Annotated in this window: 18 protein-coding genes and 5 tRNA genes; 16 read left to right on the top strand and 7 right to left on the bottom strand. The window is 70.1% G+C overall.

The annotated features are described in order from the left end of the window. On the top strand, positions 1 to 939 hold a 939-nt coding region (locus tag D7Y13_RS23180), incomplete at its 5' end, for a right-handed parallel beta-helix repeat-containing protein (protein ID WP_208734484.1). Positions 940 to 1010: 71 nt separating this feature from the next. Here D7Y13_RS23180 and D7Y13_RS23175 read toward each other — a convergent pair. Then, positions 1011 to 1082: transfer RNA gene (locus D7Y13_RS23175), tRNA-Cys, on the bottom strand. A 151-nt stretch (positions 1083 to 1233) separates the two neighbouring features. Between D7Y13_RS23175 and D7Y13_RS23170 the strand changes: the two genes are divergently transcribed. The 4 genes from D7Y13_RS23170 to fdxA all read left to right on the top strand — a co-directional run bounded on the left by D7Y13_RS23170 (position 1234) and on the right by fdxA (position 4452). Continuing rightward, entirely contained in the window at positions 1234 to 2385 is a 1152-nt protein-coding gene (locus tag D7Y13_RS23170) for an acyl-CoA dehydrogenase family protein (RefSeq protein WP_120585223.1), read from the top strand. Positions 2386 to 2526: 141 nt separating this feature from the next. Beyond that, the gene (locus D7Y13_RS23165; RefSeq protein WP_439329236.1) at positions 2527 to 2844 is read left to right on the top strand and encodes a rhodanese-like domain-containing protein; all 318 of its coding nucleotides are present in this window, start codon (positions 2527 to 2529) and stop codon (positions 2842 to 2844) included. Positions 2845 to 2913: 69 nt separating this feature from the next. Continuing rightward, positions 2914 to 4002: an aspartate-semialdehyde dehydrogenase gene (gene asd / locus D7Y13_RS23160; protein WP_120585222.1), complete on the top strand. Its 1089-nt coding sequence runs from the start codon at positions 2914 to 2916 to the stop codon at positions 4000 to 4002. A 108-nt stretch (positions 4003 to 4110) separates the two neighbouring features. Beyond that, positions 4111 to 4452 (top strand): ferredoxin FdxA, encoded by a 342-nt coding sequence (gene fdxA, locus D7Y13_RS23155; protein WP_120536341.1) that lies wholly within the window; start codon positions 4111 to 4113, stop codon positions 4450 to 4452. 104 nt (positions 4453 to 4556) lie between these two features. Here the strand turns inward: fdxA and D7Y13_RS48135 are convergent, their stop codons facing one another. Together D7Y13_RS48135 and D7Y13_RS23145 are read right to left on the bottom strand one after the other, a co-directional pair. Beyond that, positions 4557 to 4757, bottom strand: coding sequence for a hypothetical protein (locus D7Y13_RS48135; protein ID WP_233595841.1), 201 nt, complete (start codon positions 4755 to 4757; stop codon positions 4557 to 4559). A 791-nt stretch (positions 4758 to 5548) separates the two neighbouring features. Further along, positions 5549 to 6601, bottom strand: a complete 1053-nt coding sequence (locus D7Y13_RS23145; RefSeq protein WP_120536339.1) for a hypothetical protein — start codon at positions 6599 to 6601, stop codon at positions 5549 to 5551. A 296-nt stretch (positions 6602 to 6897) separates the two neighbouring features. On the opposite strand from D7Y13_RS23145, the gene D7Y13_RS23140 reads away from it, so the two are divergent. Beyond that, positions 6898 to 7377, top strand: a complete 480-nt coding sequence (locus D7Y13_RS23140; protein WP_120536338.1) for a GNAT family N-acetyltransferase — start codon at positions 6898 to 6900, stop codon at positions 7375 to 7377. A gap of 17 nt (positions 7378 to 7394) precedes the next feature. Here the strand turns inward: D7Y13_RS23140 and hrpB are convergent, their stop codons facing one another. The 4 genes from hrpB to D7Y13_RS23120 form a co-directional block, all read right to left on the bottom strand. After that, the gene (gene hrpB, locus D7Y13_RS23135) at positions 7395 to 9959 is read right to left on the bottom strand and encodes an ATP-dependent helicase HrpB (protein ID WP_120585221.1); all 2565 of its coding nucleotides are present in this window, start codon (positions 9957 to 9959) and stop codon (positions 7395 to 7397) included. Between the two features lie 45 nt (positions 9960 to 10004). Next, positions 10005 to 11225, bottom strand: a complete 1221-nt coding sequence (locus D7Y13_RS23130) for a hypothetical protein (RefSeq protein WP_120585220.1) — start codon at positions 11223 to 11225, stop codon at positions 10005 to 10007. 39 nt (positions 11226 to 11264) lie between these two features. Beyond that, positions 11265 to 11960, bottom strand: coding sequence for an HAD family hydrolase (locus tag D7Y13_RS23125; RefSeq protein ID WP_120536335.1), 696 nt, complete (start codon positions 11958 to 11960; stop codon positions 11265 to 11267). Between the two features lie 65 nt (positions 11961 to 12025). Beyond that, positions 12026 to 12616 carry a HEAT repeat domain-containing protein gene (locus tag D7Y13_RS23120; RefSeq protein WP_158626163.1) on the bottom strand — a complete coding sequence of 197 codons (591 nt, stop codon included), beginning with the start codon at positions 12614 to 12616 and terminating at the stop codon, positions 12026 to 12028. Positions 12617 to 12769: 153 nt separating this feature from the next. Between D7Y13_RS23120 and D7Y13_RS23115 the strand changes: the two genes are divergently transcribed. The 10 genes from D7Y13_RS23115 to D7Y13_RS23070 all read left to right on the top strand — a co-directional run. After that, positions 12770 to 13162, top strand: a complete 393-nt coding sequence (locus tag D7Y13_RS23115) for a DsrE family protein (RefSeq protein ID WP_120538050.1) — start codon at positions 12770 to 12772, stop codon at positions 13160 to 13162. A gap of 211 nt (positions 13163 to 13373) precedes the next feature. Continuing rightward, positions 13374 to 14687 carry an adventurous gliding motility lipoprotein CglB gene (gene cglB / locus D7Y13_RS23110; RefSeq protein WP_120538051.1) on the top strand — a complete coding sequence of 438 codons (1314 nt, stop codon included), beginning with the start codon at positions 13374 to 13376 and terminating at the stop codon, positions 14685 to 14687. Positions 14688 to 14763: 76 nt separating this feature from the next. After that, the gene (locus D7Y13_RS23105; RefSeq protein ID WP_120538052.1) at positions 14764 to 15741 is read left to right on the top strand and encodes an ATP-grasp domain-containing protein; all 978 of its coding nucleotides are present in this window, start codon (positions 14764 to 14766) and stop codon (positions 15739 to 15741) included. Between the two features lie 66 nt (positions 15742 to 15807). Then, positions 15808 to 16254 carry a hypothetical protein gene (locus D7Y13_RS23100; protein ID WP_199732755.1) on the top strand — a complete coding sequence of 149 codons (447 nt, stop codon included), beginning with the start codon at positions 15808 to 15810 and terminating at the stop codon, positions 16252 to 16254. A gap of 5 nt (positions 16255 to 16259) precedes the next feature. Next, the gene (gene rlmB, locus D7Y13_RS23095) at positions 16260 to 17063 is read left to right on the top strand and encodes a 23S rRNA (guanosine(2251)-2'-O)-methyltransferase RlmB (RefSeq protein WP_120583496.1); all 804 of its coding nucleotides are present in this window, start codon (positions 16260 to 16262) and stop codon (positions 17061 to 17063) included. A gap of 126 nt (positions 17064 to 17189) precedes the next feature. Next, positions 17190 to 17262, top strand: a tRNA-Thr gene (locus tag D7Y13_RS23090). A gap of 93 nt (positions 17263 to 17355) precedes the next feature. Then, positions 17356 to 17439 (top strand) — tRNA-Tyr (locus D7Y13_RS23085). 9 nt (positions 17440 to 17448) lie between these two features. Next, positions 17449 to 17524, top strand: a tRNA-Gly gene (locus tag D7Y13_RS23080). Positions 17525 to 17545: 21 nt separating this feature from the next. Beyond that, positions 17546 to 17621 (top strand) — tRNA-Thr (locus tag D7Y13_RS23075). 16 nt (positions 17622 to 17637) lie between these two features. Beyond that, on the top strand, positions 17638 to 17884 hold a 247-nt coding region (locus D7Y13_RS23070; protein ID WP_233602280.1), incomplete at its 3' end, for a GTP-binding protein.

The raw sequence follows: 17884 nt of genomic DNA, 5'->3' as shown, positions 1-17884 counted from the left end.
GGTGGGGCGGGCATCACGACGTTCAACAACGCCCGCGGTCCCACCATCGAGAACAACAACATCCACGACTTCGTGCGCACCACCGGCAACCAGGACTCGCACGGCATCGTCGTGCAGGCGGCGTCCTACGACGTGACGGTGCGCAACAACGACATCCACGACAACTCCGGTGACTCCGTGCAGTGCCTGGGGCCCGAGGGCGTCAGCTCGCTGCCGCCCGCCACGGGCCTCCTGGTGGAGAACAACCACCTGTTCGGCAACCGCGAGAACGCCGTGGACATCAAGACGTGCCACGACGTCACCATCCGCAACAACCGGATGCACCACTTCGTGCAGTCGGCCACGGCCAAGGGCGAAGCGCTGGTCGTGCACTACTCCGCCAAGAACGTGCTGGTGGAGGACAACGAGCTGTACGACGCCTCCAAGGGCATCGCCGTGGGCGGCAACCACGAGGGCCCGGTGCCCTCGTCCGTCGTCGTGCGCCGCAACCGCCTGCACGACATCACCGACGCGGGCGGCGGCGAGGGCACCGCCATCCGCCTGGAGAACTCCCAGGGGACGGTGGTGGCGAACAACACCATCACCCGCGCGAAGTCCGCCATCATCCTGGGGCACGGCACCGGCGGCCCCACCGAGTCGCTCCGCGTGGAGAACAACCTCGTGGATTCGCCCATCGCCGTGGACGTGGGCGGCCAGGCCCCCGGCCTCCAGATGGGCTCCAACCTCTACCCGGCGGGGGCCCAGTTCAAGCACAACGGGCAGCTCGTGGCCCTGGACGCCTTCAAGGCGGCCACCGGGGATGCCTCCTCCACCGGCGGGGACGTCACGGTGTCGGAGGTGTTCGCTCCCTCGCCGTCCGCCCAGGACAAGGGTCTGGACGTGGGCCAGCCCTTCTGCGGCGCGGCCCCGGACATCGGCGCGGTGGAACTGGGCTGCTAGGCCTGACTCCCTGCGAGGAAAAACAGAAGGCCCGATGCGGAAGCTGCTTCCGCATCGGGCCTTTTGCTGTGAGGCGCCACCCGGATTCGAACCGGGGAATGAAGGTTTTGCAGACCTTTGCCTTACCACTTGGCTATGGCGCCGGAAGTGATTGGGGCCGGGTTTATACGCAGCCCCGTACGATGCGGTCAAGGAAGCAACACCACCCAGCCCCGCTTCTCGTCCCGCTACCATGCGGCGCGGGGCGTCAGGCCCCCGGGCTCGCGGCTCGGAAGACCAAGGAGACGGCACACGATGCTGCATGGCCAGGGAGTGTTCCAGGAGGAGCATGAAGCCTTCCGCCGTACGGTCCGGGCGGTGGTGGACAAGGAGCTGCGCCCGTTCGCGAACGCATGGGAGGACCGGGAGGAGTTTCCCCGGGAGCTCTTCCGCCGCTTCGGCGAGCTGGGCTTCCTGGGGCTCAAGTACCCGGAGGCCCTGGGGGGCACGGCCGCGGGCGAACTCTATGAGGCGGTGCTCCTGGAGGAACTGGGCCGGTGTGGCTCCGGAGGCGTGGCCGCCGGGCTGGGGGCGCAGTTCACCATCGCCACCGGGCCCCTGCACCTGTTCGGCACGGAGGCCCAGAAGCAGCGCTGGCTGGCCCCGGCCATCCAGGGGGAGAAGATTGGCGCCCTGGGCATCACCGAACCGGACGCCGGCTCGGACGTCGCGGGCCTGCGCACCACGGCCCGCCGCGACGGCGACCACTACGTCGTCAACGGCTCCAAGACGTACATCACCAACGGGGTGCGCGCGGACTTCGTGGTGCTGGCGGTGAAGACCGACCCCGAGCGGGGCCACAAGGGCCTGTCCATGCTCGTCGTGGAGCGGGGCACGCCGGGCTTCGGCGTGGGGCGCAAGCTCCAGAAGCTGGGCTGGCGCGCGTCCGACACGGCGGAGCTCTTCTTCGAGGACTGCCGCGTGCCGGCGGAGAACCTGCTGGGGGTGGAGGGGCAGGGCTTCTCGCAGATCATGGGCAACTTCCAGTGGGAGCGCCTGTCGCTCGCCCTGGGGGCGGTGGGCGCCATGGACGACATGCTGGAGACGGTGCTCGCGCACGTGAAGGAGCGCCGCGCCTTCGGCCAGACGCTGGGGCAGTTCCAGGTCATCCGCCACAAGCTGGCGGAGCTGTACACCGCCCGCGAAAGCGCGCGTCAGCTCACCTACCACGCGCTGCGCCTGCACGTGGCGGGTGAGTACGCCGTCGCGCAGACCTCCATGGCCAAGAAGGTGGCCACGGAGACGTGCTGCCGCGTGGCCGACGAGTGCCTCCAGCTCCACGGGGGCGCCGGCTACATGATGGAGTACGACATCCAGCGCCACTGGCGCGACGCGCGGCTCGGCCCCATCGGCGGCGGCACCAGCGAGGTGATGAACGAGATCATCGCCAAGCAGCTCGGGCTCTGAGTCGCTGAAGTCGGGGCCCCCTGGCAGCAGGCGGGCAGGCGAGCGGGAAGAGGGAGAACGCCTGCTGGGTTCATGTTGGAAGGAACATGTCGCCTCGGGGAGGCCCCGGTGGAGCCCACCATCATTTGCGATGAGTTGTTCATGCGTCTGGGGGACGAGGATGTGCTCGTCCTGGATTGTCGGGACGCGATGGACTGGGAGCGGTTCGAGATCCACATCCCCGGTGCGCTGCGCATGACGGCCTCGGAGATCGCCCGCGACCTGGCGATGCTTCCGGACGACGAGCTCATCGTCCTGTGTGGCACCACCCAGGACTGCGCCGACATCCGCCGCATCTGCCGCGTGCTGAGACTCCGGGGGCGCAACGCCGTGTGCCTCTCCGGGGGGCTCCACGCCTGGGTGACGGGCGGCTACCCCACCGAACGCCACGTCCGCGCGCAGTCCCACGCCCACCGCTGAGCGGTGGATGCGACGCGTCGTGAAACGGTGTAAGGAGCGGCCTGCCGCCCCCACCGGAGACCCTCCACGATGGCCAAGCTTCGCGCCGTACTCATTGGCGCCACCGGACTCGCGGGCCAGCAGTTCATCGCTGCCCTGAAGGACCACCCGTTCATCGAACTGACCGGGCTCGCCGCCTCGCCCCGTTCCGCCGGCAAAACCTATGGAGACGCCCTGCGCGCCTCCAACGGGATGCAGGCCTGGTTCGTCCCGGAGCCGCTGCCGGAGGCCATCGCCCGGATGACCGTCATCAGCGGGGACGCGGTGCAGGCGAAGGACTACGATATCGCCTTCTCCGCCGTGGAGGCGGACGTGGCGCGGGAGCTGGAGCCCCGGCTCGCCCGCGACATCCCGGTGTTCTCCGCCGCGAGCGCCTTCCGCTACGACGAGGACGTGCCGCTGCTCATCCCGCCCGTCAACGCGGCCCACGCGCCGCTCATCCAGGCGCAGCGCAAGCAGCGCGGCTGGAAGGGCTTCATCGTCCCCATCCCCAACTGCACCACCACCGGCCTCGCCGTGACGCTGGCCCCCCTGGCCGAGCGCTTCGGGGTGAAGGCGGTGCTGATGACCAGCCTCCAGGCCATGTCCGGCGCCGGCCGTTCTCCCGGCGTCATCGGTCTGGACATCCTCGACAACGTGGTGCCCTACATCCCCAAGGAGGAGCACAAGGTCGAGGTGGAGACGAAGAAGATCCTCGGGTCGCTGGACGCCGCGGGCGCGGCGCTCACCCCGCACGACGTGCGCGTCTCCTGCACCTGCACCCGCGTCGCCGTCCTGGAGGGCCACACCGAGTCCGTCTTCGTGTCGCTCGGCAAGAAGGCCACCGTGGCGGAGGTCGCCCAGGCGATGCGCGAGTGGAAGGGCGCCGAGGTGGCGAGCAACCTTCCGTCCGCTCCGCCCCGGTGGATCGAAGTGCTGGACGACCCGTTCCGTCCCCAGCCCCGCATGGACCGGGACACCCACGGCGGCATGGCCACCACGGTGGGCCGCATCCGCGAGGACGGTGTCCTGGAGAACGGCTTCAAGTACGTGCTCGTCTCCCACAACACGAAGTTTGGAGCCGCCAAGGGCGCCATCCTCGTGGCGGAGTTGCTGCGAGCGCAGGGCTTGCTGGGCTGACAGGGGAAGGTCGCCGGGGAGGGCCCTAAATTCAGGATGCCACCCCGGCCGCAACCATCTACTGTGCGCGGCCACGGACGCGCGGAATACCGCACAGAGGAGATTTAAATGGCTTACGTCGTCGCCGAGCCTTGCATCAAGTGCAAGTACACCGATTGTGTCGAGGTGTGCCCGGTCAACTGCTTCTACGAGGGAGAGAACTTCCTCGTGATCCACCCGGACGAGTGCATCGACTGCGGTGCCTGCGAGCCCGTCTGCCCGACGAAGGCGATCTTCCCCGAGAGCGAGCTGCCCGCTCAGTGGAAGGAGTACCAGGCGCTCAACACGGACCTCTCCACCAAGTGGCCCAACATCGCGGAGAAGAAGGCGCCCCTGCCCGAGGCCGAGGATTTCAAGGAGAAGACGGGCAAGCGTCCTCAGTTGAGCCTGGCGGGTGGTACGAAGAAGTAGGGCGCCGCGCCGCTCGCGTGCGCCCGTGTGGGTGAAGGCCCTTGCGCCCGCTGGCGTGAGGGCCTTCGTCATTCGTGGCTTCCCGGCGGCGATGCGCATTCCGCTCAATCCGCCCGCAGGACGCTGAGTCGCAGCCCGCGGGCCTCCAGTGCGTCGCGCAGCCGTGTCACGTCCTCCGTGGGCACGGGCCCGTGGCGCCCCTGGATGCGCAGCGCCACCTCGCGCGGTCCGGTGCGCTCGACCTCCACGGTGGCCTCCAGCGAACCGCGCAGGCTCAGGCCCAGCGCCGGCCGCTGTGACTTCACGAAGACTTCGATCTTCTCGATGAGGGCCAGCGTGGACTCGACCTGCGCGATGGGCGTGTCGGACGGACCGGCGCCTCTCCCGCGGACCCGGACGCCACGCTGCGGCTTTCGCTCGAAGGGGGCCGCGAAGCGCTCCCGGTGCCGCTGTCCTCACGGGTTGGCGCGGGCGCTGGAGTGGAGAAGGGGACAGGCCGGGGTTCGGCGCGAAACGCGCGGTCCAACTCGCGGGCGATCAGCTCCGAGGCCCGGTGGTGGGCCTGCTCCCGGCCCTCGGCGTGGGCCTCCTGACGCACGGTGCCCAGCCGCTGCGTCTCCACGTGCATGCCCTGTCGGACCTGGCGGAGCGTCTCGGGGCTTCCGAGCGCGCGGTGCGCGGTGGCAAGGACGGACGCCGAGGCCCGCACTCCCTGCAGGGCGGAAGGGGCCCGCGCCGTCAGGCCCGTGGCGCCAGGAGGAACGGTGGGGCGAGAGCCCAAGGACTTCGTGGGCCCCTCCACCGGGACCCTTCCGGGGCGGGGTTCGGAGCCAGGACGTCCTCGCGGACCTGCGCGTCCGGGCGTCTGCTGGAGGACCTGCTGGAACGCTTCCTTTTCCGGAGCGACCTTCTCGTGTCCGGAAGGGGCGTCCTGACCTTCGACCTTCATGGCGTGCCTCGCGCGTACGGGATGCGCGGGCATCAGCAGCGGCCGTGCCACCGTGGCGGTTGGGCACTCCAGGAGGGGCGGGACGTCAGGGCGGCGTCCCGGAGGGTTCCGCCTCCGGGATGGGCGTGCGGGGCGCGGGACGGCGTCTCAGCGCTTGCCGCCGAAGCCGCCCGGCTGGACGGGCGCGGTGCCCGTCAGGTCGTTGAACGCGAGCGGACAGGCCGCCACGGCGGCGGGATCCGCCAGCGCGGCGTTCTGGGTCCAGTCCCGGTCCTGGAACAGGAGCGCGTCGCGCACCTCCAGCTCCTTGAGCGCCTTGCGGTACTCCCAGAAGCGTCCGCGCAGCAGCACCCGGGTGCCCTTGGGCAGCGTCGCCAGGTCCATGTACTGCGCATCCTTCAGCCGCGCCGTGATGGTCACCGCGGGGCGCGACTTCGGCTTGCCGTAGTTCAGCCCGCTGAGCAGTCCGTCCTGGGTAGGATCCGGGAGGTAGTAGACGAGCCGGGCCACGAGCGCGGGGGGCTCCGGCGGCGGGGCATTGCGGCCCTTCTTCTTCTTGGGCTTCTCCAGCTTCGCGTCGACGAACTCCAGCCCCCCGAAGCCCACTTCCTTGTCGAGGTAGTCGTCGCGGAACTTCGCGTCCGCCACGCTGGCGGCGGTGGTGTTGGCCTTGAGGACCTCCACGTCGTAGCGCTCGAGCATGGCGGGCAGCGTGAAGAAGAAGCTGTCCACGGGATTCACGCCGTCCGCGACGAAGCGCAGCTTGCCCACGTCGAGCGGCGGGTAGTACGGCGCGAGCGCCACCGCGGTCTGCAGCCACTCGGCCGGCAGCTTCTTGTCGATGAGCACCCGGCGCATCATCGACACCAGGAACATGCTGGCCGGGAAGCGCGGGGTGGACAGCTGCGTGTTCACGGTCTGCAGCAGCGCCGGATCCACGAAGAAGTTCTCATCGCGCTTGTGCAGGAAGGGCGCGGATTCACCCACGACGGTGAGCAGCGCGCCCACCAGCTGGGCGCAGCCCGGGTCGGACGTGCCGCTGGTGAGGGCCTGGTACACGCGGGAGCGGAGGAACCGCTTGTCCATGTCCGCTTCGCGGAACACGGGCGGCTCACCCGTTCCGAAGAAGAACTCCTTCTGGGCGAGAGCGGGAGACGACAGCAGGCTCAGGGACAGGGCGAGGAGGGCTCGAGAACGCATCGCTCGGGACCCTAACATGCCCGCCCCGGAGCGATCCTCCCCCGAGCGTGTCCGCACCTGCTCCGCGTGAAATCCCAGAGGGGCCGTCCGACGCGTCAGGTATTGCAACCGGAGGACCCGATGCGGCGGGGCTTCCATGACTTTCATCGCCTGCGACCCGGGGGCAGGGGGCGGAGCGACCGCGTGGGAGGCGTGCCGGGGCGGAGTCGGCCTGCTCGCGGGCGGCGACTTCTCAGGGGGCCGCGTCTTTTTCCGCCTGTTGGCGGCCCGGCCTTTTGTGTACCTTGCCCGGCGATATGCCGACGCCTCCCGAGACCACTCCGGCACCCGTCACCATCGCCCAGATCAAGAGCGAGGCGGAGCTCTTTCAAGCCCTGGCCATCCGTGAGGTGGTGTTCATCGAGGAACAGCACGTTCCCGAAGGCATCGAGCGCGACGCCGAGGACGCGCAGGCGTACCACGTGCTCGCCTACCAGGGTGGTCACGCCATCGGCACCGGCCGGCTGGTGAAGCTGCCGGAGCCTCCCGCGGGACAGACGGGGACGTGGGGGCAGATTGGCCGCATGGCGGTGCTCCAGGCGCACCGCAAGTCGCGCGTGGGCTCGCTGCTGCTGACGACGCTGGAGGAGGAGGCGCGCCGCCGCAACGTGACCGGCATCATGCTGCACGCCCAGCTCTACGCGCTCGACTTCTACAAGAAGCACGGCTACCAGCCGGTGGGCGCCGTCTTCGACGAAGCCGGCATCGACCATCTGGAGATGCACAAGCGGCTGTAGTCGCCGCGCGGTGTGCTTCAGCGCCTCGGAGGACGGGGCGCGGGCGGTTCGGCGTGGCGCGGATCCTCCGGCCACGAGTGCCGGGGATACTTGCGGCACAGCTCCTTGCGGATCGCCGGGTAGTGACGCTCCCAGAAGCCCGCCAGGTCGGTGGTCACCTGCACGGCGCGCATGTTGGGGGCCAGCAGGTGCAGCACCAGCGGCACGCGGCCCGCGCCCACGCTGGGCCCCTGGGCCAATCCGAAGAAGTCCTGCAGCCGTGACTCCACCCAGGGCGGCTTGCCCGGCTCGTAGTGCACCTTTACGCCGCGCCCACCGGGAAGGGTGACGCGCTCCGGGGCATGGTTCGCCAGCAGGCGTTGCTGCTCCTGCGTGAGGCGCGTGTAGAGCGCGTCCAGCAGCGACACGCCCTCCAGGTCGGAGAAGCTGCGCGCGCCCACGCACAGGGAGGCCAGCGCATCGCGCAGGAAGTTGGCGTCCACGGCGGGAAAGCCCGCTTCGGGGAAGGCCTTGGCGAGCAGCGCCACGCGGGTGCGCCACTGCTCCAGCGCCTCGGGCTCCGCGAAGCGCTCCGGGCCCGCGGCGAGCGCGGCTTCGGCCAGCACGCGCGCGGCCTCCTCGGACGGAGGGGCGGGGGTGCGCGTCTCCTCCAGCATGAGGTTGCCGTACGCCAGCCGGGTGAGGCGCTCCACGCGGCGCGAGTCCGGGTTCCACTGGAGGGTGTCCACCTCCTCCAGGGCGTCGGGGTAGAGGTCCAACAGCCACTCGGCCTCCACCGCGCTGGCGAGCCGCACGACGGCGCCGCGGCCGGGGCGCTCCTCGGCGTCCACGGCGACCATCAGCTCCGCGTCCTGGACGACGCTGAACTCGGACAGGCTGGTGGTGCCGCCGCCGAACATGAGCAGCTCGGGGGAACGGGGCCGCCGTCTGCGGGCGACGCGGTCCGGGTAGCCGGCGAGCACGCTGAGCATCAAGGCCTGCTCCACGTCCTCGGGACGGCCGGGCCGCGAGCCCTGCTCCCGCACGTTGCGCCGAAGCTGCTTCTGCACGCGCTCCACGGACTGCACCGCGCCCGCGTCCAGGGAGAGCGACTGCATGCGGCCGGAGGAGAAGCCGGAGCGTCCGGCTTCGCGGAAGCGCTCCAGCAGCTCCAGGAGGTCGGAGGGACCGCTGACGATGGCTGCCGCGCGTCCTCCGCCGCCCAGGTTGGCGCGGGCCTCGCGGCGGATGTCCCGTTCACCCATGAGCGCGGCGAGCAGCGCGGCATCGGCGCCAACGCCCCGGCGTTCACCCTCGACGATGACGCGGGCCTGCCGGGGGTGGACGGGGAAGCGCAGCAGCCGCTGGCCCACGTCCGTCACCTTGCCGCCCGAGTCCACGGCGCCCAGGCGGCGCAGCAGGGTCTCCGCGGCCTCCATCGCGGGCGCGGGGGGCGCTTCGAAGAACGGGAAGGTGGTCAGGTCCTTCACGCCCGAGGCGCGCAGCGAGAGCACGGTCTCGGCCAGGTCGGTGCGGCGGATCTCCGGGGCTTCCTGGTCGGGCCGTCCGTCGAAGTCGTGCTGGGTGTAGAGGCGCACGCAGTGGCCCGCGCGGGTGCGGCCCGCGCGACCGGCTCGCTGGGTGGCGGAGGCCCGGCTCACCTTGCCCAGCTTGAGCTGCGGCAGTCCGGACCAGGGCGAGTGGGACGCCACGCGCGCCAGTCCGCTGTCGATGACGACCGCGACCCCGTCGATGGTGACGGAGGTCTCCGCGACGTTGGTGGACAGGATGATCTTCCGGCGCGGGCTGCGGCGCACGGCGCGATCCTGCTCGGCGGGGGACAGGTCGCCATGCAGCGGGAGCACGTCGGCGTCGTGGCGTTCAGCGAACTCCGCGCAGGTGTCGCGCGCGCGGCGGATCTCCCCCGCGCCGGGAAGGAACACGAGCACGTCGCCGTCGACGCCCTGGGTGAACAGGCGCTTGAGCGCGGAGAGCACCTGTTGATCCAGGTGCCGCTCATCCGGAGCGGAGAGGTATTCGACGCTTACGTCGAAGCGGCGTCCCTCGGAGCGCAATGACGGTGCGCCGCCCAGGTACGCGCGGACGGGCTCGGCCTCCAGGGTGGCGGACATCACGACGAGCTTGAGGTCCGGCCGGGTCGTCTCCTGGAGCCTGCGCAGGAGCGCGAGCGAGATGTCCGCGGACAGGTGCCGCTCGTGGAACTCGTCAAGCACGACGATGCCCACGTCGCGCAGGGTGGCGTCGGTGAGCAGCCGTCGTCCGAGCACGCCCTCGGTGACGAAGGACATGCGGGTCTTCGGGCCGCGCACATCCTCGAAGCGGACCTGGTAGCCGACCGTCTCCCCCACGCGCTCGCCAATCTCCTCGGACACGCGCTGCGCGGCGAGCCGGGTGGGCAGCCGTCGGGGTTGGAGGACGACGATCTCCTTGCCCTGACCCAGGCCCGCCTCCAGGAGCGCCCGGGGGACGCGCGTCGTCTTGCCCGCGCCGGGAGGTGCCTCCAGCACGAGCGACCGCGCGCTCCGGAGCGTGGAGACGATGTCGGGCAGGAGGGGATCGATAGGGAGGGCGACGTCCGCCATGTCCGGGTTCCTCTTCACGGCGGGGGATTCACCGCGCGTCGGGTTTCAGGGCGTCCCTGTCTCGGACGGGTCGGTCTTCTTGCGGCGGCGGGGGCGGACGGCCTCCGGTGCTCCGGAAGCATCCTGCTCCGGAACCGGAGGACTCTCCGGCTGAGCGGCCCCGGCCCCGGTGTTCTTCGGAGGCCGGCCTCGACGCGCGGGGGGCCGAGCCGCGACGGGCTCCGCATCCGGAAGTTCCTCCGCGTCGGGAGCCGGGGCAGTGGCTTCCAGGGTCGCGCTTGAGGAGGTCTCCTCTCCGCCACCCAGGGCCGGTGCCTCCTCATCGGAGTGTTCCACGGGGGCCGCGGGCTGAGCATTCCGCCGACCCTTGCGCGTCGCTGGCGGAGTGGAGGGCGCCTCGGCCTCCTCGGGCGTGAAGTCTCCCTGCGCTTCGGCCGCATCCGTGCCATCCGCGGCCGCGTCATCATCCCCGGACGCCGTGTCCTCCGGACCCTCGAGCGCGTCGTCCTGCGCGGAGTCCACATCGTCCCCGTACGGATCAAACCCGTCCTCGGCGGAGAGGGCGAGCGAACGACCCGCGCGCTTCCGGGGCTTGAGGGTGAGGCCCGCGGCCTCGAAGACCCCCGGCACGGGAACGAGCGCGGCCTCGGCGAGCAGCCGTCCCTGCCGCAACGCCACATCCAGTCGCCGCCCCAGCGCCACCAGGGACTCGCGCAGCGCGGCCTCTTCCTCTGGAGGCAGTGGGGTAGGGGACAGGCTCGCGTTCCACGCGGCGAACGTCGAAGCCACCAGCTCCACGACGGGGCGCACCATCGCGAAGTCGTCGCGGGAGAAGATGCGGGTGACGTAGGAACTCTTGAACCGGCGCTCGTAGGAGGACGCGTACTCGTTCACGAGCTCGACGGGGGCCCGCCGGAGCTGGGGGAACTTGAGGTGCGGGAAGAGGGCCTCGATGACCGGGGCCCGGCTGCTGGCGGTGAAGGTGATGCCCGCGTGCAGCTTCTCCAGCGCATCCACCCACCGGCCCTGCTGATCGAACGAGAACTCCTCGCGCGCCTCGTCCAGTTCGGGCAGGTCCTTCACCTGCTCCAGCAAACCGGGCGCCGGCTCCCGGGCCTCGCGCAGGCGCTCCAGCGCGGAGGCGAGCCACTGCTTCTCGGCCTCCAGCCCCGGCCTGCCGACGACCATCTCCTCCGCCGTGGCGAGTCGGGCCTCGAAGGCCTCTGCGAAGCGGATCAGCTCATAGGATTCGAGCGTGGACGACATGCGTGGACTCCTCGGAGGGGCGGCGGAGATAGCACACCTTCACCGTCCGACGAGCAGGGCCTCCAGGGCTTCAGGGGCGGAGAAATCCGCGAAGGCCCATTCGGCGCCGGCGTCGCGCAGCGCCTGGGGCGTGAAGTTGCCCGTACCGACGCCAATCGTCTCCGCGCCAATGCCCTTGGCGGCCGCGACGTCCTTGGGCGTATCGCCGATGATCACCACCCGGCACGCCTCCAGGGGCTGGCCCAGCTGCGCGGCCCCGGCCTGGGCGCCGTGCCGGATGAGGGCCACGCGGTCCTCGAAGTCGCACCCGAAGCCGCCGAAGGCGAACTGATCATGGATGCGCACGCGCTCCAGCTTCACCCGGGCGCCCGCGCGCACGTTGCCGGTGCCCAGCCCCACGGCGAAGCCCGACCGGGAGCGCGCCTCCAGCACGGCCTCGCGCATGCCGGGGTGCACGCGGTACTCGCGCTCATCGACCTTGGGGACCTCCTCGGCCAGGTGGGCGACGTACGCGTCGACGACCGCGCTGATGGTCTCCTCGGAGACCGGCACGCCGATGATGCCCAGCGCCTTGCGGACGATGGCCCGGTCCGTCATGCCGGACATGCTGAAGCCATCGCACGCGTCGCGGCGCTGATGGAGGCGTTCGAAGGCCAGGGCCATCGAGCGACGTCCCGCGCCGCCAGTGGTGACGAGGGTGCCATCGATGTCGAAGAGAAGGACGGTGGGGCGCATGGCCCCTCATCTAACGGAAGGCCCCGCCCGACGCGAGCCCCGAACAATCCGCCCGGGTGGGCACTTCAGGGCTCGGCCAGCGTGAGGCCCTGCTGGAGGGCCTCGCGCACCTGGGGAACGTCCTCCCGGGGGAGCCGCTCCTCCAGCGCCTCCCGCACCTGTTGGCCTCCCAGACGACCGAGCGCCTGGGCCACCGCCTCGCGGATCCGCACATCCCGGTCCTCCAGCCGGGCCCGCAGCGCCGTCACGGCCTCGAACCCCAGGCATTGACCGAGCGCCGCCGCGGCCCGGGTGCGGACGTCCGCGGGACGGCGGGGATCCTCCATCATCGCCTGGAGTGTCTGCCCTGCCTGGGGCGCTTCCACCAGTGACAGCGCCGTCACGGCCCGCATCCGTTGCGCGTCGGGGACGTTCGGATCCTCCGTGAGCGCCGCGAGCACGGGAACCACGTCCGGTCCCAGGCTGCGCCAGGCCGCCCCCGCCAGGGAGGGCTGCGCGAGCAACCTCAGGGCCTCGTCGCGCAGGGGGCCGGGCACGGGGGCCACCGAAGGTGGTGGCGAGGAAGGCTGGGCCGCCGCATGGACGCTCGCGCGGGCCGGCGCCGCATTGGACACGGCCCCCACGCCCGCGAGCACGGCGAGGCCGAACAGTCCCACCCGACGCGACAGGGAGGGGCGCGATGGTGCCGGCGAGGGACGAACACCGCGGGGGCGGGACGACGGGCTCGGCATGCGGGACTCCCGGTGGAGTGGGGTCCCCGTTATACGACGGCTGCCGGTCCAGACTCGATACGGCTAAGGTCCCCGCGCATGGCCGGACGCGTTTTCTTCTTTCTCCAGCACGCCACGTACGAGCCCGCCTACCAGGCCGGCTCCATGGGCATCACCGCCGCCGCGATGGGCGACGACGTCTACTTCGTCTTCGCCTTCGAGGCCCTGCGCCAACTGGTCCGGGGCGGTTTCGGCCTCGCGCACAGCGAGCGCGAGCGCACGGAGGCGGCCCGGGCGGAAGGGCTCAACGTCCCCACGCCGGCCCGGATGCTCGAGGAGGCCCGGGCCCTGGGTGCGAAGCTCGTGGCCTGTGACACCACGGTGCGCATCTGCGGCCTGACGCCCCAAGAACTGCAGGGCACCCTGGACGAGGTCATGGGTCTCGCCTCCATCTGGCGCCTGACGGAGGGCGCGCGCGTCCTCACCCTGTGAGCGGGTGGAACCTCGTGCCCGTCGGTTGGGTGTGGGTGTCCGACGCAGGATGGAGCGTGGTCCCGCGGGATCGCCTGTTGTTGCAACTTGGCAGCTTCACCTGAATGGGACCTGCTTGCTGCGAGTCGCTGTAGCCTCGGTGGGCGCTCACGCGTTACGCTGGGGCCTCGTGGTTCGTGGTTCCCCTCCAAGAAGGAAATACCCAAAGCCTATGCGCGCCAAGTCGACCCCCCTGAGCGCACTGCTGGCCGGCATCGTCGGTGGTGCCATGATGGCCGGCTGTCAAACGTATGACTTCGAGCCGGTGGATCCGCTCGCGATCGCCCAGACGACGAAGGAGACGGTGATCACGGCGCGCGGCAGCAAGCCGGACGTCATGTTGCTGGTGGACACCTCCGGCTCCATGACGTTGCCCGTGGAGCCCGAGCTGACCGTGAACGGCGTGAAGGTCTGCCACGGCAAGAACGAGTTGGGCCAGGACTACATCTGCGGCGAGAACCGGCCTCCTTGCGATACGGCCAAGTGCCCCACGCGCTGGTCGGAGCTGCAGGCCGCCATGGGCCCGTTCCTCACGGAGAGCGGCAGCCTCGTCCGCTTCGGCCTGACGACGTATCCCGCGCCCATCACGGTGGAATCCCCCACCGTGGCCCAGCTCTGCGCCGCGGCCGGCGAGGGCGGGAACGGGAGCGTTCGCCTCGCGATCCCGACCACGTTGGACTCGGACCTGGAGCTGCTGGACCACGCGAAGGGCCTCAACGCGATCCTGCAGGCGATTCCCAACAGCGGTGAGAACCGCCCCCGCGGTGGTACGCCGACGAGCGGAAGCCTGGCGTTCACGGGCTCGCTGCTGACGACGGACCCGGCGGAGCGCCCGCAGATCATCATCCTGTTGACCGACGGTCTGCCGAACTGCAACGTGAACAACGAGTACAACGGCAGCCAGGCCGAGCAGTGCAGCTGCACGGTGGCCACGTCGCAGTGTGTCGTGGAAGAGAGCCCGTACTACAAGCGGGGCTGCCTCGATAAGAACGCCTCGGTCGCGGCGGTGCAGGCCCTGAAGGAGCGCCAGATCTCCACCATCGTCATCGGCTTCGGCGCGGAGACGTCGGAGGGCGCCGGCCCCCAGGTGCTCAACGCGATGGCGGGCGCGGGCGGCTTCGCGCGCACGTGCCGAGCGGACATCGACTGCGGCGCGGGTGATACCTGCAACGTGGCCACCCAGCTCTGCGGCCGTGGCTTCTATCAGGCGGGAAACCAAGTGGAGCTGGCGGCCGCGCTGAAGTCGATCAGCGAGCGGCTCATGCCCGGCGAGCCCTGCTACATCCCGCTCGACCCGAGCCAGATGCCGTCCGACCCGTCGCTCATCGTGGTCTACATCAACGGCGAGCGCACGCTCGGGGGGCCGGACTCCTGGTCGGTGGTCGACACGGGCGTGCGGTTCACTGGCAGCACCTGCACGCGCCTCGAAGCGTCGCGTCCGGAAGCGCCGGTCAGCGTCGAAGTGCGCGCCATCCGCGAACTCTAGACAGCGGCGGGTGGAGGCGGCTTTACCCGGGCCATGGCGGGGGTTATAGGACCTCGCCGGGCCGGTCGCCTCCGCCATGAAAATCACTGTCCTCTCGCGCTCCGCCTCCATTTCGTCCACGCGGCGGATCGTCGACGCAGGTCGCGCGAGGGGACATCGGGTGCGCGTGCTCAACCCGCTCCGGGTGCAGATGCATCTGGACGGGGGCAGCCGGGCGACCCTCCTCTACGACCGCAAGAAGCTGACGCCCACCGACGTCGTCATCCCGCGCATCGCCCTGTCCATCAGCACGTATGGACTCGCGGTGGTGAACCAGTTCGGCCTGGCGCGCGTGCCCCTGGTGAACCATGCCCAGGCCATCGCGCAGTCGCGCAACAAGATGCGCGCGCTCCAGCTCATGTCCGCCCACGGCATCGACATCCCGGCCACGGTGATGGCCCGCGACGCCGCCCACCTCAAGGAGATGGTCGGGCTCGTGGGGGGAGTCCCCGTGCTGGTGAAGCTCCTCCAGGGCCAGGAGAAGCACGGCGTGATGGTGTGTGAGAGCCTCCAGTCGCTGGAGGCCGCGCTGGAGGCCGTGCTGGGCCTGGGCCACAACATCGTCATGCAGGAGTACGTGCGAAGCACCGGCCAGGATGTCCGGGTGCTGGTGGTGGGCGGCGAGGCGGTGGCGGCGGTGCTGCGCAAGCCGCGCCCAGGCCGTCTCTCGCACACGCTGAACCGGGGAGCCCGGCTGGAGGCCCTGGCGCTGTCTCCGGGGCACCGTGCCATTGCGGAGAAGGTCGCCCGGCTGGTGGGCCTGGAGGTGGCCGCGGTGGACATCCTGGACGTGCAGGGGCAGCCGAAGGTCTTTGAGGTGAACAGCTCGCCCGCGCTGCTGGAGATGGAGGCCGCGACGGGCATGGACCTGGCCACCCCCATCATCCTGCGCGCGGAGGCGCTGGTCGCCGGGGCTGCTCCCGTGTGGAGCGCCGCGCTGGAGACGCCGCAGGCGCTGCTTCCGCCGCCGCCGCCGCGCAAGGCCATCGTGAAGGTGGGCGCGCCCCGGAGTTAGAAGAGAAAGGGCTCCCCGCGCGTCCCAAGCCCCGGTATACGAGCGCCGCCTTCCAGGAGAAGACCCATGCCGAGCCCCCGCCGCTTCCCGCACCTGGCCACCCTGCTGCTGACCCTCGTCAGCGCCCCGGTGCTGGCCCAGGACGTGGACCCCGCCACCCTCTACGAAGTGACCACCGAGGGCACGTCGACGCAGGTGAAGGCGGGAGGGCAGGGCACCTTCGTGCTGGCCATCAAGTCGAAGGCCGGGGCCCACGTCTCCGACGAAGCCCCCCTGAAGCTGGAGCTCACGGGCACCCAGTTGACGCCCGCGCAGAAGTCGCTGACCCGCGAGCAGTCCGTGGCGAAGAAGGCCCAGGGCCAGCAGTTCGTGGATCCGCGCTTCGAGGTCCCCTTCACGGCGGTCGCCGCCGGCAAGGGCACGCTGGACGCGACGCTGACCTTCTTCATCTGCACGGAGAAGATCTGCGCCCGTCAGAAGAAGACCTTCTCGCTGCCCGTCGAGGTCCAGTAGTCCCCATGCGAGAGCGTTCACCCAAGGCCGGCAGCGAGCGCGAGCGCGGTGGCACCGAAGCCCCGCGCTACGTCTATGGCGTCAACCCCGCGCTGGAGGCCCTGCGGGCCCATCCCGACGCCGTGGAGCGCATCTTCATCGTCGACGGGCAGGTGGGCGCCAAGGCCGCGGGCGAACTGCTCAGCCGCGCGCGGGACGCCGGCGTCCGGGTGGAGAAGGTCGGCAAGGAGCGGCTGAACGCCATGGCGGAAGGGGGCGTGCACCAGGGCGTCGTCGCCGAACTCCGGGGCTTCCAGTACGTCGACCTGGAGGACGTGCTCGCCGTGGCGAAGGCGCGCTCGCAACCGCCCCTCGTGGTCGTGCTCGACGGCATCCAGGATCCGCACAACCTGGGGGCCATCATCCGCTCGGCCCACGCGCTCGGGGCCCACGGCGTCGTCCTGGCCAAGGACCGCGCGGTGCAGGTGACGGGCACGGTGGCCAAGGCCTCCGCCGGCGCTGTCGAATACTGCGCCATCGCCCGCGTCACCAACATCTCCCGCGCTCTGGAAGAACTGAAGGAAGCGGGCCTCTGGGTCGCGGCCGCGGACATCGAGGGCTCCGAACCCCTTTGGAGTGCCCGGCTGGACGGTCCCCTGGCGCTCGTCGTGGGGGCCGAGGGGGCGGGCGTGAGGGAAGGGGTCCTCAAGCATTGCGACTTCCGCCTCCGGATTCCCATGGGCGGTCAGGTCGGTTCATTGAATGCGTCGGTTTCCGCCGCGATTCTGCTATACGAGGTCGCCCGTCAACGGGGCCGTCCGGCCCGCTGACGAACCCGGATCAATCTCCTTGACTTGGAGAGTGGGGACTTCTAAAAGGTCGCGCCTCTCAAGTCGCTGCCGGGTGGTTGACGGTCCGCCCGGGATGAGGTAGGGCGGGGCAGTTGCTGGAGTGACGCCGGTGTAGCTCAGTCGGTAGAGCAACTGATTTGTAATCAGTAGGTCGCGGGTTCAAATCCCGCCGCCGGCCAGGTAGGACGGGCCGCGGAGAAGGGCCCGGGGCACGCAGTCGGTTTTGCAGTTTGTGTGTAGGAAGCGGCCGCAGCACCACAATCGAATATCTGGAGGGATACCCAAGCGGCCAAAGGGAGCAGACTGTAAATCTGCCGGCTCTACGCCTTCGATGGTTCGAATCCATCTCCCTCCACTCGGCAATGCGGGAATAGCTCAGTTGGTAGAGCGTCAGCCTTCCAAGCTGAATGTCGTGGGTTCGAATCCCATTTCCCGCTCCAACCGTTGTAGTGCATCGCCAAGCCCTGATAGCTCAGTTGGCAGAGCGCGTCCTTGGTAAGGACGAGGTCACCAGTTCAATCCTGGTTCAGGGCTCCATTTTTCGAGGAGTGTCATGTCCAAGGAAAAGTTCGATCGCAGCCTGCCCCACGTGAACATCGGAACGATTGGGCACGTGGACCACGGCAAGACGTCGCTGACGGCCGCCATCACGAAGGTGCTCGCCAAGTCGGGCGGCGCCACGTTCATGGCGTACGACCAGATTGACAAGGCGCCGGAAGAGCGGGAGCGCGGCATCACCATCTCCACGGCGCACGTGGAGTACAAGACGAAGAACCGCCACTACGCGCACGTCGACTGTC

Origin of the sequence: Corallococcus praedator (assembly GCF_003612125.1) — a bacterium.
Lineage (GTDB): Bacteria > Myxococcota > Myxococcia > Myxococcales > Myxococcaceae > Corallococcus > Corallococcus praedator.
Note: the sequence above shows the minus strand (reverse complement) of the source record. Positions and strands in the feature narration are given on the sequence as shown.